12 protein-coding genes are annotated in these 13,584 nt (G+C 66.2%); 8 read left to right on the top strand and 4 right to left on the bottom strand.

The window, feature by feature from the left end:
• Positions 1–99 precede the first annotated feature (99 nt).
• The 5 genes from leuS to rsfS all read left to right on the top strand — a co-directional run bounded on the left by leuS (position 100) and on the right by rsfS (position 5,858).
• Positions 100–2,730, top strand: coding sequence for a leucine--tRNA ligase (gene leuS, locus FG323_RS05885; RefSeq protein WP_141453592.1), 2,631 nt, complete (start codon positions 100–102; stop codon positions 2,728–2,730).
• Between the two features lie 331 nt (positions 2,731–3,061).
• A complete protein-coding gene (gene lptE, locus FG323_RS05880; RefSeq protein ID WP_141453591.1) occupies positions 3,062–3,637 on the top strand; it encodes an LPS assembly lipoprotein LptE in 576 nt (191 codons plus the stop codon).
• Positions 3,627–4,658, top strand: a complete 1,032-nt coding sequence (holA, locus tag FG323_RS05875; protein WP_141453590.1) for a DNA polymerase III subunit delta — start codon at positions 3,627–3,629, stop codon at positions 4,656–4,658. Before lptE ends, holA begins: the two co-directional genes overlap by 11 nt.
• 68 nt (positions 4,659–4,726) lie before the next feature.
• Complete coding sequence (nadD, locus tag FG323_RS05870) at positions 4,727–5,404, top strand: nicotinate-nucleotide adenylyltransferase (RefSeq protein WP_141453589.1); 678 nt, start codon at positions 4,727–4,729, stop codon at positions 5,402–5,404.
• Positions 5,405–5,435: 31 nt separating this feature from the next.
• A complete protein-coding gene (rsfS, locus tag FG323_RS05865) occupies positions 5,436–5,858 on the top strand; it encodes a ribosome silencing factor (protein WP_141453588.1) in 423 nt (140 codons plus the stop codon).
• Positions 5,859–5,931: 73 nt separating this feature from the next.
• Here rsfS and FG323_RS05860 read toward each other — a convergent pair whose 3' ends face one another.
• Positions 5,932–7,488, bottom strand: coding sequence for an alkaline phosphatase PhoX (locus tag FG323_RS05860; RefSeq protein ID WP_141453587.1), 1,557 nt, complete (start codon positions 7,486–7,488; stop codon positions 5,932–5,934).
• Between the two features lie 119 nt (positions 7,489–7,607).
• Here FG323_RS05860 and rlmH point away from each other — a divergent pair, with 119 nt between their 5' ends.
• Complete coding sequence (gene rlmH / locus FG323_RS05855) at positions 7,608–8,078, top strand: 23S rRNA (pseudouridine(1915)-N(3))-methyltransferase RlmH (protein ID WP_141453586.1); 471 nt, start codon at positions 7,608–7,610, stop codon at positions 8,076–8,078.
• Between the two features lie 504 nt (positions 8,079–8,582).
• Here the strand turns inward: rlmH and FG323_RS19835 are convergent.
• From FG323_RS19835 to FG323_RS05840, 3 genes are all read right to left on the bottom strand, one after another.
• Positions 8,583–9,428 (bottom strand): hypothetical protein, encoded by an 846-nt coding sequence (locus FG323_RS19835; protein ID WP_255470051.1) that lies wholly within the window; start codon positions 9,426–9,428, stop codon positions 8,583–8,585.
• A gap of 213 nt (positions 9,429–9,641) precedes the next feature.
• Positions 9,642–10,310: an energy transducer TonB gene (locus FG323_RS05845; RefSeq protein WP_141453585.1), complete on the bottom strand. Its 669-nt coding sequence runs from the start codon at positions 10,308–10,310 to the stop codon at positions 9,642–9,644.
• A 202-nt stretch (positions 10,311–10,512) separates the two neighbouring features.
• Positions 10,513–11,253, bottom strand: coding sequence for an SIMPL domain-containing protein (locus FG323_RS05840; protein WP_141453584.1), 741 nt, complete (start codon positions 11,251–11,253; stop codon positions 10,513–10,515).
• A 153-nt stretch (positions 11,254–11,406) separates the two neighbouring features.
• Here FG323_RS05840 and FG323_RS05835 point away from each other — a divergent pair, with 153 nt between their 5' ends.
• Entirely contained in the window at positions 11,407–11,976 is a 570-nt protein-coding gene (locus FG323_RS05835) for a Maf family protein (RefSeq protein WP_141453583.1), read from the top strand.
• 63 nt (positions 11,977–12,039) lie between these two features.
• Positions 12,040–13,527: a ribonuclease G gene (gene rng, locus FG323_RS05830; protein ID WP_141453582.1), complete on the top strand. Its 1,488-nt coding sequence runs from the start codon at positions 12,040–12,042 to the stop codon at positions 13,525–13,527.
• Positions 13,528–13,584: the final 57 nt, after the last annotated feature.

The following is a 13,584-nucleotide window of genomic DNA, read 5'->3' as shown; positions in this document are numbered from 1 at the left end:
GGATCCGCCAGTCGGCCCGTGACCTTACGGAGTGGAGCCCTCTGCTGCACTGCGGTACCCTTGCCGACTTTGCCGTCGCCTTTCCCGCCAACGCCTGCCATGTCCGCTGCCGAACCCGTCGCCTACGAGCCGAAATCCGTCGAATCCGCCGCCCAATCGTTCTGGGAGACTCGCCGGGCCTTCGAGGTCGACGAACAGTCCGACAAGCCCAAGTATTACTGCCTGTCGATGCTGCCGTATCCGTCCGGCGCGCTGCATATGGGCCACGTGCGCAACTACACCATCGGCGACGTGATCAGCCGCTACAAGCGCATGACCGGGCACAACGTGCTGCAGCCGATGGGCTGGGACGCGTTCGGCCTGCCGGCCGAGAACGCGGCGATCAAGAACCGCACCGCACCGGCCAAATGGACCTACGCCAACATCGATCACATGCGCAGCCAGCTGAAACTGCTGGGTTACGCCATCGACTGGTCGCGCGAGTTCGCCACCTGCCGGCCGGACTACTACGTCCACGAGCAGCGCATGTTCACCCGCCTGCTGCGCAAGGGCCTGGCCTACCGCAAGAACTCGGTGGTGAACTGGGATCCGGTCGACCAGACCGTGCTGGCCAACGAGCAGGTCATCGATGGCCGCGGCTGGCGTTCGGGCGCGGTGGTCGAGAAGCGCGAGATTCCGCAGTGGTTCCTGCGTATCACCGACTACGCGCAGGAACTGCTGGACGGCTTGGACGAACTGCCGGGCTGGCCCGACGCGGTCAAGACCATGCAGCGCAACTGGATCGGCCGTTCCGAGGGCCTGGAGATCCAGTTCGCGGTCGAAGGCAATGATCCGCTGACCGTGTTCACCACCCGCCCGGACACGCTGATGGGCGTGACCTTCGTGTCGATCGCCGGCGAGCATCCGCTGGCGCTGAAGGCGGCGGCCGCCAATCCGGCGCTGGCCGCGTTCCTGGCCGAACTGAAGCAGGGCGGCGTCTCCGAGGCAGAACTGGAAACCCAGGAAAAGCGCGGCATGGACACCGGCCTGCGCGCCGTGCATCCGATCACCGGCGAGAAGCTGCCGGTGTGGGTGGCCAACTTCGTGCTGATGGGCTACGGCACCGGCGCGGTGATGGCGGTGCCCGGCCACGACCAGCGCGATTTCGAGTTCGCCACCAAGTACCGGTTGCCGATCCAGCAGGTCATCGCGCTGAAGTCGCCGCGCAATGACGAGGAAGCCAGCTACGATCCGACCACCTGGCGCGACTGGTACGGCGACAAGACCCGCGACGATCTGGAATTGGTCAACTCCGGCGAGTTCGATGGCCTGGGCTACCAGGGCGCCTTCGAGGCGCTGGCCGAGCGCTTCGAGCGCCAGGGCCGCGGCCAGCGCCGGGTCAACTACCGCCTGCGCGACTGGGGCGTCAGCCGCCAGCGCTACTGGGGTTGCCCGATTCCGGTGATCTACTGCGACAAGTGCGGCGCGGTGCCGGTACCGGATGCGCAGCTGCCGGTGGTGCTGCCGGAAAACGTCACCCTGGACGGGGTGAAATCGCCGATCAAGGCGGATCCGGAATGGCGCAGGACCACCTGCCCGGAATGCGGCGGCGCGGCCGAGCGCGAGACCGACACCTTCGACACCTTCATGGAGTCCAGCTGGTACTACGCGCGCTATACCTCGCCGGGTGCCAAGGACATGGTCGACAAGCGCGGCAACTACTGGTTGCCGGTGGATCAGTACATCGGCGGCATCGAGCACGCGATCCTGCACCTGATGTATTTCCGCTTCTACCACAAGCTGCTGCGTGACGCGCGGTTGGTGGACAGCGATGAACCGGCGACCAACCTGCTGACCCAGGGCATGGTCATCGCCGAGACCTTCTATCGCGACAATCCGGATGGCTCCAAGGACTGGATCAATCCGGCCGACGTCGACGTGCAGCGTGACGAGCGCGGCCGCATCACCGGCGCCACCCTGCGCGCGGACGGCGCGCCGGTGCAGATCGGTGCGGTCGAGAAGATGTCCAAGTCGAAGAACAATGGCGTGGACCCGCAGGCGATGGTCGACCGGTTCGGCGCCGATACCGTGCGCCTGTTCTCGATGTTCGCCGCGCCGCCGGAGCAGTCGCTGGAATGGAACGAGGCTGGCGTGGAAGGCATGGCGCGGTTCCTGCGCCGCCTGTGGACGCAGGTGCAGAAACACGCCGCGGATGGCCCCGCGCCCGCGGCTGATCTCGCCGCACTGAGCGCGGAGCAGAAGGCGCTGCGCCGCAAGACCCACGAAACCATCGACAAGGTCGGCAACGACTACGGCAAGCGCCACAGCTTCAATACCGCGATCGCCGCGGTGATGGAACTGTCCAACGCGGTGTCGAAATTCGACGACGCCAGCAGCAATGGCCGCGGGGTGCGCCAGGAGGCGCTGGAAGCGGCGGTGCTGCTGCTCAATCCGATCACCCCGCACGCCAGCCACGCGCTGTGGCAGGCCCTGGGCCATCCGGAAACCCTGCTGGAAGACGTTGCCTTCCCGCAGGTCGACCCGGCCGCGCTGGTGCGCGATTCGGTGACCCTGGCGGTGCAGGTCAACGGCAAGCTGCGCGGCACCATCGAGGTGGCCGCCGACGCCGCCCGCGAGCATGTCGAGGCGCTGGCCAGGACCGAACCGAATACCGCCAAGTTCCTGGAAGGCACGACCATCCGCAAGGTGATCATCGTGCCGGGCAAGATCGTCAATATCGTGGCCGGCTGAACCGGCTTCGAGGCGGCCCGTCGGCCTGGACCGCCGCGTCCGTCCCTGATCGCGTTCCGTTCTTTGCGGGGATTTCCGGTTCCCCATGGCATCCGTCCCCTTCGCTGTCGTCCCGGCGAAGGCCGGGATCCATTCTCGTGCAAAGGTGAAGCCCCCATATCACCACGGTGCGGCGCGGAAATGGATTCCAGCGTTCGCTGGAATGACGACCAAGAGGGCAGCGGCCAGGATTCCCGGCATCCGGCATCCGGCATCCCGAATCCCGACCCGTATTCACCTGCGGGCCGGCTAGGCTATTGCCGCCTTTCGCGGCCTCGTCCAGACTTCGCCCATGATCCGAACCCGATTCCTTGCCACCGCCGCCCTGGCCCTGATGCTGGCCGGCTGTGGATTCCACCTGCGCAGCCGTATCGCGCTTCCTTCCGACCTGGGGCCGGTCCTGGTCCGGTCTTCCGCGACCTACAGCGATCTGGCCTACAAGCTGGTGCGCGGGTTGCAGGTGGCTGGTGCGGATGCGCATACACCCACGACGGCGGATCAGGAGGCGGAGAAGGCTGCCGTCGCCAGCGGCGAGACGGTCCCCAAAAAGGCGGAACTGGTCATCGTTTCAGAGCGATGGGGTGATCTGCCGATCGCGGTGGACTCGCTGGGCCGCGCCCAGGAGTACAGCCTGCGCTATGCCGTCGTGTTCGTGTTCCGCAAGGCTGACGGCACCGATCTGGTACCGCAGCAGGTGGTGGAACTATCGCGCGACTACGTGTCGCCGCCGGAGAACGCCACCGGTACCACGACCGAGCGCGAGATCCTGGCCGACGAACTGCGCCGCGAGATGTCCGCCTCGATCCTGCGTCGGGTCGATGGCGTGGTGCGCGCCGGCCAGTTGGTCAAGCCGGCCGATGGAACTTAAGCCCGAGCAGATCGCCGCGCGCGCCGACGAGCCGCTGCTCCCGGCGTACCTGATTGCCGGGCCGGAAATGCTGCGGGTGCTGGAAGCCGCCGACGCGGTGCGCGCGCAGGCGCGTGCGCAGGGCATTGGCGAGCGCGAGGTATTCGACGCCGACGGGCGCGATTTCGACTGGGACGCACTTGACGCCAGCTTCAATGCCCCGAGCCTGTTCAGCGCGCGGCGCCTGGTCGAGGTGCGCCTGCCAAGCGGCAAGCCGGGCAAGGAGGGCGCCGAGGTCGTCAGCCGGTTCTGCGCGAATCCGCCGCCGGATGTGGTCCTTCTGATCACCGCCGGAGAATGGTCCAAGGCCCATCACGGCAAGTGGGCCGACGCGATCGCGCAGATCGGCGTGATCGCCGTCGCCTGGGCCATCAAGCCGCACGAGTTGCCCGGCTGGATCGAAAGCCGGTTGCGCGCGCGTGGACTGCGGGCCGACCGCGACGCGGTGCAGGCGCTGGCCGAGCGGGTGGAAGGCAACCTGCTGGCGGCGGCGCAGGAGATCGACAAGCTGGCGCTGCTGGCGCAGGGCGGAAGCCTGTCGGCGGAAACCATGCAATCGCTGGTGGCCGACGCCGCGCGCTACGACGTGTTCCGGCTGACCGACGCCATGCTGGCCGGGCAGGGACCGCAGGTGTCGCGGATGCTGGCTGGGCTGCGCGCCGAGGGCGACATGGTCGCCGGCCTGATGCCGATGGTGGTCAAGGAACTGCTGCGCACCGCGCATCTGGCGCGGGTACAGGCGGCCGGCGGCAACCTGGCCGCGGAAATGAAATCCCAGGGCATCTGGGAATCCAAGCAGGCGCCGTTCAAGCGGGCGCTGCAACGGCACGCCGCGCCGCAACGCTGGGAGCGTTTCGTCGCCGAGGCTTCGCGCATCGACCGCATCGCCAAGGGCCGCGCGCCGGGCGACGCCTGGGTGGCGATGGAACGGCTGCTGCTGGCCGTGGCGGAGGCGCGCGCGGTGCGCCTGCTGGTGGCCTGAGGCGGATCTTTTCCCGCGCCGGCGATCCCCGCACACTGCCACGGTCTCCGCGACGGCCCCGACACCGCATGCTCCACCTTTTCTACGGCGGCACCTTCGACCCCGTCCACAACGGGCATCTGGCCATTGCGCGAGCGGCCCGCGACGAACTCGACACCCTGGTTGCGCTCACACCCGCCGCGGATCCGCCGCATCGCGCAGCCCCGGGCGCCAACGCGGCACAGCGCGCGCGGATGCTGGAACTGGCCATCGACGGCGAGGCCGGCCTGCATGTCGATCGCCGCGAACTTCGCCGTGCGCTGCGCCAGCCCGAGCGCCGTTCCTACACCGTGGACACCCTGCGCGAATTGCGTGGCGAACTCGGCGCGCGCACGCCGATTGCCTGGCTGGTGGGAGCCGACAGCCTGGTCGGACTGCCCACCTGGCATGCATGGCGGGAACTGTTCGAACTGGCGCATTTCGTGGTCGCCGAACGCCCGGGCAGTCCGCTGGACGGCGAGTTGCCGGTTGAACTCGCCTCCGCGATCGCTGGCCGCTTGACCCTCAATGCCGGCGACCTGCGCGAGTCTCCGGCGGGACGGATACACCGGTTGCACCAGCCGCTGCAGCCAGAGTCGGCCAGCGACGTCCGCCGGCGGATCGCCGAAGGCCTGCCCTGGGAAGACCTGGTCCCGCCCGCCGTGGCCGCCTATATCGCGGACGAACGGCTCTACTTCACGTCGGCGGCGGCGGACGGTCCGGTATAATCGGCGCCGAGTTCCCGGAGTCACCAGACCTTTGTCCAGCCAAGCGCAAGTCATCAAGACCCGTCTTCCCAGCCCCCCGCCGGCCGTGCCGGTCCTGCTCGCCAACGTGCACGCGGCGGTGGAAGAACTGAAAGCCAAGGATGTCGTTGAAATCGATGTGCGCGGCAAGTCCAGCGTCGCCGATTTCCTGGTGATTGCGTCCGGCACCTCCACCCGCCACGTCAAGTCGATCGCCGACGAAGTGGTCAAGTTCGCCAAGAAGCTCGACGTCATGCCGCTGGGCGTGGAAGGCGAGCGCGAAGCCGAGTGGGTGCTGGTGGATCTGGGTGACGTGATTGTCCACATCATGCTGCCGCGCGTGCGCGAGTTCTACGCGCTGGAGCGGCTGTGGACGGTGGGTGACCAGCCGCCGGAGCAGGACGAAGTCGAGACCCGCGCCGAGGACCGGCTGTAGGCCGGTAGCGGAAGCCGGATGAAACAACGGCGCCGAAAGGCGCCGTTGTCGTTTTTAGGCTGCGCGCGACGCCCTACAGCGGTCCGCGCTCCCACGGCCCGGTGATCGCGAAGGTGATGCCCGGGGTCTGGATGTTGACGAACAGGGTGCGCGACAACGGGTCCCAGCACGCGCCGCAGAACTCGGTGTCGCGATAGTCGCCCTCGGCGATGGTCTTGCCGGCGTTGGCAATCTCGGTCGAGGTCAACTGCACGTTGTTCTTGCACAGGTAGAACGATTCGCCCGCGCGGGTCAGGCCAATCAGGCGCGCACCCGGCCCGTACTCGTCCGGGCTTTCGCCACCGTCCTCGCACAGCACCACGCCGCCACGTGCGCTGACCGTGATGTTGTCGGGATTGTGTGCGGCGAGCTGGTGGCCGCTGACGAACAGTGCCTTCAACTGCTGGGTGAACAGATCCAGCACCCATACCGCGCCGTTGCCGCGGCCCTTGCGGCCGCGCTCGTCGACGCCGGTGCTGGTGTCGACGATGAACATCTTCCCGTAGCTGTACCAGATGCCCTCGCCACGGCTCATGCGCAGCGCGCCGTCGCTCCAGGCCTGGGCGAACGGGCCGCTGAGCGTCTCGCCCGCGGAGATGTCGGGAAAGCCCGCGGGAGCGGCGATGGTGTCCAGATCCGGTTCCGGCACGTCGACCCATTCCAGCTGGTAGCGGTCGCCGATGGTCGCCACGGTGAGGTCGGCGTTGCGCTTGCCACGCACCCGCGCCGCCTGCAGGCGCCCCCCGTTTTCCAGCGAGCCGTTGCGGCCGCGGCGATCATTGGGAATGAAGCGGTACAGGCCAGCCTTGTTGCGGTCGTCCTCGGTCAGGTAGACGATGCCGGTGCGCGGATCCACCGCCACCGCTTCGTGGCTGAAACGACCCAGGCCGAACAGTGGACGCCCGCTGGTGCGTTCGTTGTCCGGATCCACCTCGAACACGTAGCCATGCTTCCGGCCGGCGCTGGAGGTGGCGTCGGTCTTGATTTCCTCGCAGCTCAGCCAGGTGCCCCACGGGGTCAGGCCACCGGCGCAATTGACCAGGGTGCCGCCCAGGCTGGGTTCCAGCGCGTTCCAGCCATCGCCAACGCGATAGGTCAGCGTGGTGGTGCCGCCGCCGGCGACCTGGCTGCCGTCGACGGTACCGGTGTCGTACATGCCTGGCGCGCGGATGGGCACGCCAGCGCCGCGTTCGTGATTGCGGATGAGCACGTATTCCAGGCCGCCGTGGCCATGTCCATGACCCCGGCCATGCCCGTGGCCACGGCCGCGTCGCGCCAGCCGGGTGGCGACCACGGCCATGCCGTCATGGCGATCCGGGCAAGGTTGCCCGTCATCCATCCGGTCGCCGCTCCAGCCGAACGAGCGATAGCTGAAGCCGCGCGGCAACTGCAGCAGCGGCAGGCCGGTGGTGCGGTCCGCGACCGGGGCGATCGTTCCGTAGCGGCTGGGAACGGGGGACAGGCGCACCGATTCGGTGGCGGCGAGGGCCTGGCGCGAGTACAGCGCGCCCAGGCTGCCCATGGCGCCCATCGCCATGGCGGCGGCGCTGCCTTTGAGGACGTTGCGGCGGGCAGGATCGAAGACGGTCATCATGCGACTCCAGCTGGCGGGGAGCTGGTGACGCTAGGCACTCCGTGTAACCGTCGGATGACAAAGGCATGACGCTTGCATCCGGCCCGGCGAAAGCGTGGCGCCGGTATCATTGCGGGATGAAGAGCAGGTTGATCGCCACCGGCGAGCGCGCCCCGGCCTGGGTGGCGCAGGGCTTTGCCGAATACCAGAAACGCCTGTCGCACTGGCTGCCGTTCGAACTGGTGGAAATCGAGCCCGGCCTGCGCGGCAAGGGCCGGGATCCGCAGCGCGCCATCGAGGACGAGGGCAAGCGGGTGTTGGCGGCAATCCCGAAGAACGCCCACATCGTGGCGCTGGAAGTCACCGGAAAACCGTATTCCTCCGAACAACTCGCGCAACGCCTGGAGCACTGGCGCGGGCAGGGGCGGGATCTTGCCTTCCTGATCGGCGGTCCGGAAGGCCACGCCGCCGACGTGCTGGCCGCCGCGCACGAGAAGTGGTCACTGAGCCCGCTGACCCTGCCGCACATGCTGGTGCGACTGGTGGTGGCCGAGCAGATCTATCGGGCGGCGGCGATGCTGGCGAATCATCCGTACCATCGCGCGTGACGAGTGAGCAGTCCGTGGACCTCATATTGGTTGGATATCACCCACATCGACAGTAGGCTTTTTTCCACAGTTTCCGTAGCAGCCACCCCCTATTAGACTGCCGCCCCCTGTACCACCTGCTCCCCCGCCGCCGCCGCTCCCACCGTTGGAAGATGTCGGCGGTTGTGTCGGCTTGTCTGCTGCTTTCCGCCCACATTCCTTCTCCATGTAGACAAGGTACATGCCACCAACTGGTGTGGAGTAGGTGACATGACCTTTCCATCCATTGTCCTGCCAGACGCTTGTGCCTAGTAGGGTTTCAGCCCTCTTGTCCAGCGATTTAAGGAATGCTCTATGCAACGCACCTTTGGTCCCGCCTGACCGGATTTCTTTGGCAATCGAGAAGGCGCTAACCTTGATAACACCCAATGGCGGCATGGCATTCGTGGAGCACGCTAGTCCAACACTAGCGCCAAGCATTAAGAAAATGCCAAGAAAGGTCTTCCTTTTCATCCTTGCACCCTTTCAGTTTTCGAGCTCAATCACGGGCCTGCGAACGACAGGCGGGGGTGGAGAGCCGTGCTTGTCTCGATAGATGCCATCCAGTTGATGGTTCATTCTTAACGCGTCAGCCTCCGCCTGCATTCTCTCGATTTCGTTCAGGCTTCGCGGCATCATGACGTCGCGGGCCATCGCGATACGGGTGTCACCCCGCATCTCCGCCACGCGAGAAAGGGAATAGCCCACTTGCAGGTCGCCGTCCTTGCTGCCGGCCATATAGGAAGCAAGGCTATTGAGTGCAAATATGTTTCCTTCCGCGCCGGCAAAGAACAGCCTCGTTTTTGCATCTGGATCCACGGGGAGACGACGTGTATCCAACATGGTTTTTGCTACGGCGTCGCCTGAGTTTGCGGCTCGTTCGAGCAGATATTCGGAAGTGGTTGAGTAGGTCTCCCACTGTCTTGCGTTGGGAAATCCATGGGCGTCGAGCCAGTGCTGCTCCGCTGCGCTTGTTGGCCCGAACGGGTCGTCTTCAAAGTCGAGATCGTTCCGGTTTCGAGGTATCTCCGGAAATGGATGCTTAAGAGAATCGTCCGATCCCGGACGATTACTGTCCGAAGTGGCGGTGGGCTCTGAGTTTCCCCTGGTTGGAGTGGCAGGAGATGTCTGGACGGCGTCCTTGTTTTTGATGGCGCCATCTGCATTTGTTTCGACCATGTCGCCACCGCACGCGTTCGTGAGAATAACCATGGCGACGGGAAGGAGAAATCTGTAAAAAAATCTTATTTTCACTAACGCATTCCTGATGATTGCCGGTTCTTTGATTGACTGGTTGAGTCGAATCCGTGCTTGACTACGAGTGCGTGCCATGGCTTGTGTTGACAGAGGTCGTTTTTATTGGAGTGGAGCGATAGCCGTCAACTAACTTTGAAAGGGAACGTGAGGTATGTCCTGCTGGCTTGGATGCATGAGATGGAAATTACATATGGATGGAGGCTTTGCTTTGTATTTTCTTTTGTTATCGAACAATGAGAAAAGAAAAGGCCCGCTGGAGCGGGCCTTTTTTAAGCGGAGTTTCAATCGCTACTGCAACGTAAAAGCAATCGGCACAATGCCGTAGGCCTTCACCGCGACACCATTCTGCAGCGCGGGCTTGAAGCGCCATTTCTTCAGCACATGCTGGCTGGCATCGCGATCCAGCTTGCGATTGCCGCTGCTGCTTTCGATGGTGACCTCGAGCGGTGTGCCATCCACGTCCACCAGTACGCGCAGCATCACGGTGCCGGTGAAACCGGTGCGGACCAGTTCCGGCGGATAGCGAGGGGCGGGCGCACTGATGTATTCCAGGTGGCTGGCGGCGATCGGGCCACTGGGAACCACCGGCCCCACCGCGTCCGTCACGCTCTCACTGGTCTGCGTGGCTACCGCCGGTTCGGTACCGCCATCGACGATGACCGGTGTATCGGTGATTGGCGTGGTTTCCTTCGGCTGCACCCGGGGAGACGGCTGCGGCTTGGTTTCGGTCACCGGCTGCTTCCTGGTGATCTCCACGGGAATCGGTTCTATCGGCTTTTCCCGTTCGATCCAGCGGATGACGGGTTTGGGCGCGACGGCCGGGACCAGTTGCGGCGCCGCCATCGGCATCAGCAGCAGCAGGAGGGCGAACACGTGCAGGGCGATGGCCGCGGCGATGGCCAGGATGCGGCCGATGTCCAGACGGGTCGGGGTGCGGAAGGGTAGTGCGCGAACCATGGTCCACCTCCTGAAGGGCTGTGACAGGAACAACGCTCGGCCGCGAGGAGTGGGGTTGCAACGCCCCCGCGCCGCAGCTCCAGACTGTACTCCGCCGTGTGGTGGCCGCAAGAGGGGGGCGACCAAGGTCGAATGCCGTTCCGGACGCCGGAAACGACAACGGCGCCCGGAGGCGCCGTTGCCTGGAGTGGAGCGGCGGGGCTCAGCGGCCCAGTTCGAACACCACGTCCAGATTGACCGAGAGGGTGGTTTCACCCGGGGACACCGGGGTGGACTCCATCCTGCCGGCCTTGGCGTCCATCGCCATCGTCATCATCGGCACCGGGCGGAAGCCGCCGCCGCCCTCGGAGATGCTGACGATGCGGCGGACCCGCAGGCCGAGCGCCTTGGCGTAGGTCTCGGCACGGGCCTGGGCCTTCTTCAGTGCGGCCAGGCGGGCTTCGTCATAGACCGGCTCGGGCTGGTCGATCTCGAAGCTGGGACCGTTGATCTGGTTGGCGCCGACCGCGGCCAGCGCGTCCAGCACCTTGCCGAGCTTGGCGATGTCGCGGACCTTCAGGCTGACCGTGTTGCTGGCCTGGTAGCCGGTGATCTTCGGCGGTTCGTTCTCGGCATAGCGGTACTGCGGGTTGAGGCTGATGCCGCTGGTCTGGACGTCCTTCTCGGGGATGCCCGCGGCCTTGATGGCGGCAACCACCTTGGCCATCTGCTCGGCGTTCTGGCGCATGGCGGCGTTGCCGTCGGCTGCCTGGGTGACCACGCCGGCGGACAGGGTCGCCACGTCGGGCACGCGCGAGGCCTCGGCCTGCGCCGAAACGTTCAGCAGGGTGCCGTCGGCGGGTACGGCGTAACCGGGGGCGGTCTGGGCTTGGGCGGTCATCGTGACGGTTCCTAGGGCCAGGGACAGGGCGAGCAGCAGCGGGCGGAGCGGGTGGTGGCGCATGGGATCTCCTTGGTATGCGTCGGTGGCCCGAGGGCCAGTGGGAGTGAAGCGTGTTCAGTACACGATGAACGCGTTGTGAGTCGAATCGGGTTTGGCCGTCCACGGGAACGCTCAACGGGCGTTCAGTCAGTCGCCTCAGGTTATTCTTTCCCGATGCTGCATCTGGCCTCCCAATCCCCCCGCCGCGCCGAACTCCTGACCCGCCTGGGGCTGACCTTCGGGCGCATCGATCTGGATATCCCCGAACACCGCCAGCCAGGCGAGTCCGCCGAAGATTACGTGCGCCGGGTGGCGCGGGAAAAGGCCGGGGCCGGACTGCTGAAGGTGATGACCGTCCCGGGCGCGGTGGTGCTGGGCGCGGACACCGAGGTGATCCTGGACGACGAGGTGTTCGGCAAGCCGGCCGATGCCGCCGACGCGGTCGCCATGCTGCGCAGGCTGTCGGGCCGGACCCATCAGGTGATCTCGGCGGTCTCGGTGGTCGATGCAGGCCGCGAGGAGCAGGCGGTGTCCGTTTCCGAGGTGAGCTTCGCCGAGCTTTCGGACGCGGACATCGCCGCCTACGTCGCCAGCGGCGAGGCGATGGGCAAGGCCGGGGCCTACGGCATCCAGGGCCGCGCCGAACAATACGTGACCCGGCTTTCGGGCAGCTTCTCGGGCGTGATGGGGCTGCCCCTGCATGAGACCGCCCGCCTGCTGCGTGGGTTCGGGGTGCTGGCATGACGGCAGGCGCGGCGCTGGCCGCCCGCCGCCGGTCCTCTTCTTTTCCTTCCATCGGACGGTGACATGAGCGAAGAAATCCTGGTCAATGTCACCCCCCGCGAAACCCGCGTGGCCGTCATCGAGAACGGCATGCTGCAGGAACTGCACATCGAGCGCGGCTGGCGTCGCGGCGTGGTCGGCAACCTGTACAAGGGCAAGGTGCAGCGGGTGATGCCGGGCATGCAGGCGGCGTTCGTCGAGGTCGGCCTGGATCGCGCGGCCTTCCTGCACGCGAACGACATCGTGCGCCCCGCGCCGGTCGCCAACGGCGAGGCGGTGGAGACGCCGCTGCCGCCGCCGCCGTCGGTGCCCATCATGGACCTGCTGCGCGACGGGCAGGACGTGGTGGTGCAGGTGGTCAAGGATCCCATCGGCAGCAAGGGCGCGCGGCTGACCACCCAGATCAGCATTCCCTCGCGCTACCTGGTGCTGCTGCCGCAGTCCAAGGTGGTGGGGGTGTCGGCGCGCATCGAGGACGAAGCCGAACGCCAGCGCCTGAAGTCGCTGGTGACCGATCTGGCCGCCGCGCATGGTGGCCACGGCTACATCATCCGCACCAATGCCGAAGGCCAGCCGGCCGAGGCGCTGGCCGAGGACATTTCCTACCTGGCGCGGGTCTGGGCGTTGGTGGAACAGCGCAGCCGCGATGCCGCGGTGGGTACCTGCATCTACGAGGACCTGACCCTGCCGCTGCGCGCGGTGCGCGACCTGATGCGGCGCGATGTCGAGAAGGTACGGGTGGATTCACGCGAGACCAGCGAGCGGCTGCAGGCGTTCGCCGCCAAGTACATGCCGGTGCTGGCCGAGCGCATCGAGCACTACAGCGGCGAGCGTCCCATCTTCGATCTGTATGGGGTGGAGGACGAAATCGGCCGCGCGCTGGACAAGGAAGTGCCGCTGAAGTCCGGCGGCTACCTGGTCATCGACCAGACCGAGGCGATGACCACCATCGACGTGAACACCGGTTCCTTCCTCGGCCAGCGCAACCTGGAGGAAACCGTCTACCGCACCAACCTGGAGGCGGCGCAGGCGGTCGCGCGGCAACTGCGCCTGCGCAACCTGGGCGGCATCATCATCATCGATTTCATCGACATGGACGATCCCGAGCACCGCCGCCAGGTGCTGCGCACGCTGGAGAAGGCGCTCTCGCGCGATCACGCCAAGACCACGGTGTACGAGTTCTCGCCGCTGGGGCTGGTGGAGATGACACGCAAGCGCACGGTCGAGAGCCTGGAGCGGCAGTTGTCCGAACCGTGCCCGGAATGCGGCGGCCGCGGCAGCATCAAGACCGCCGAAACCGTCACCTATGAAATCTTCCGCGAGATCACCCGCGCCGTGCGCCAGTTCGAGGCCGCGCGCCTGCTGGTGATCGCATCGCCCAAGGTGGTGGCGCGCATCACCGACGAGGAATCGCAGTCGGTGGCCGAACTGGAGGAATTCCTCGGCAAGTCGATCCGCTTCCAGGCCGACGAGCAATACCTGCAGGAGCAGTTCGATGTCGTGCTGCTTTGACGGGAATCGGGAATGGGGAATCGGGAATCGTGAGAGCGCACCGCGCTTGAACGGCAA

Source organism: Pseudoxanthomonas sp. z9 (assembly GCF_006542425.1).
GTDB lineage: Bacteria > Pseudomonadota > Gammaproteobacteria > Xanthomonadales > Xanthomonadaceae > Pseudoxanthomonas_A.
The sequence above is the reverse complement of the archived record's forward strand: the minus strand, read 5'-3'. Positions and strand labels throughout refer to the sequence as shown.

What these genes read in the sequence shown, in the direction of transcription:
- leuS (WP_141453592.1), top strand. Translation starts at nt 100, where the DNA reads ATGTCCGCTGCCGAACCCGTCGCCTACGAGCCGAAATCCGTCGAATCC.
- lptE (WP_141453591.1), top strand. Translation starts at nt 3,062, where the DNA reads ATGATCCGAACCCGATTCCTTGCCACCGCCGCCCTGGCCCTGATGCTG.
- holA (WP_141453590.1), top strand. Translation starts at nt 3,627, where the DNA reads ATGGAACTTAAGCCCGAGCAGATCGCCGCGCGCGCCGACGAGCCGCTG.
- nadD (WP_141453589.1), top strand. Translation starts at nt 4,727, where the DNA reads ATGCTCCACCTTTTCTACGGCGGCACCTTCGACCCCGTCCACAACGGG.
- FG323_RS05860 (WP_141453587.1), bottom strand. Translation starts at nt 7,488, where the DNA reads ATGACCGTCTTCGATCCTGCCCGCCGCAACGTCCTCAAAGGCAGCGCC.
- rlmH (WP_141453586.1), top strand. Translation starts at nt 7,608, where the DNA reads ATGAAGAGCAGGTTGATCGCCACCGGCGAGCGCGCCCCGGCCTGGGTG.
- FG323_RS19835 (WP_255470051.1), bottom strand. Translation starts at nt 9,428, where the DNA reads ATGGCACGCACTCGTAGTCAAGCACGGATTCGACTCAACCAGTCAATC.
- FG323_RS05845 (WP_141453585.1), bottom strand. Translation starts at nt 10,310, where the DNA reads ATGGTTCGCGCACTACCCTTCCGCACCCCGACCCGTCTGGACATCGGC.
- FG323_RS05840 (WP_141453584.1), bottom strand. Translation starts at nt 11,253, where the DNA reads ATGCGCCACCACCCGCTCCGCCCGCTGCTGCTCGCCCTGTCCCTGGCC.
- FG323_RS05835 (WP_141453583.1), top strand. Translation starts at nt 11,407, where the DNA reads ATGCTGCATCTGGCCTCCCAATCCCCCCGCCGCGCCGAACTCCTGACC.
- rng (WP_141453582.1), top strand. Translation starts at nt 12,040, where the DNA reads ATGAGCGAAGAAATCCTGGTCAATGTCACCCCCCGCGAAACCCGCGTG.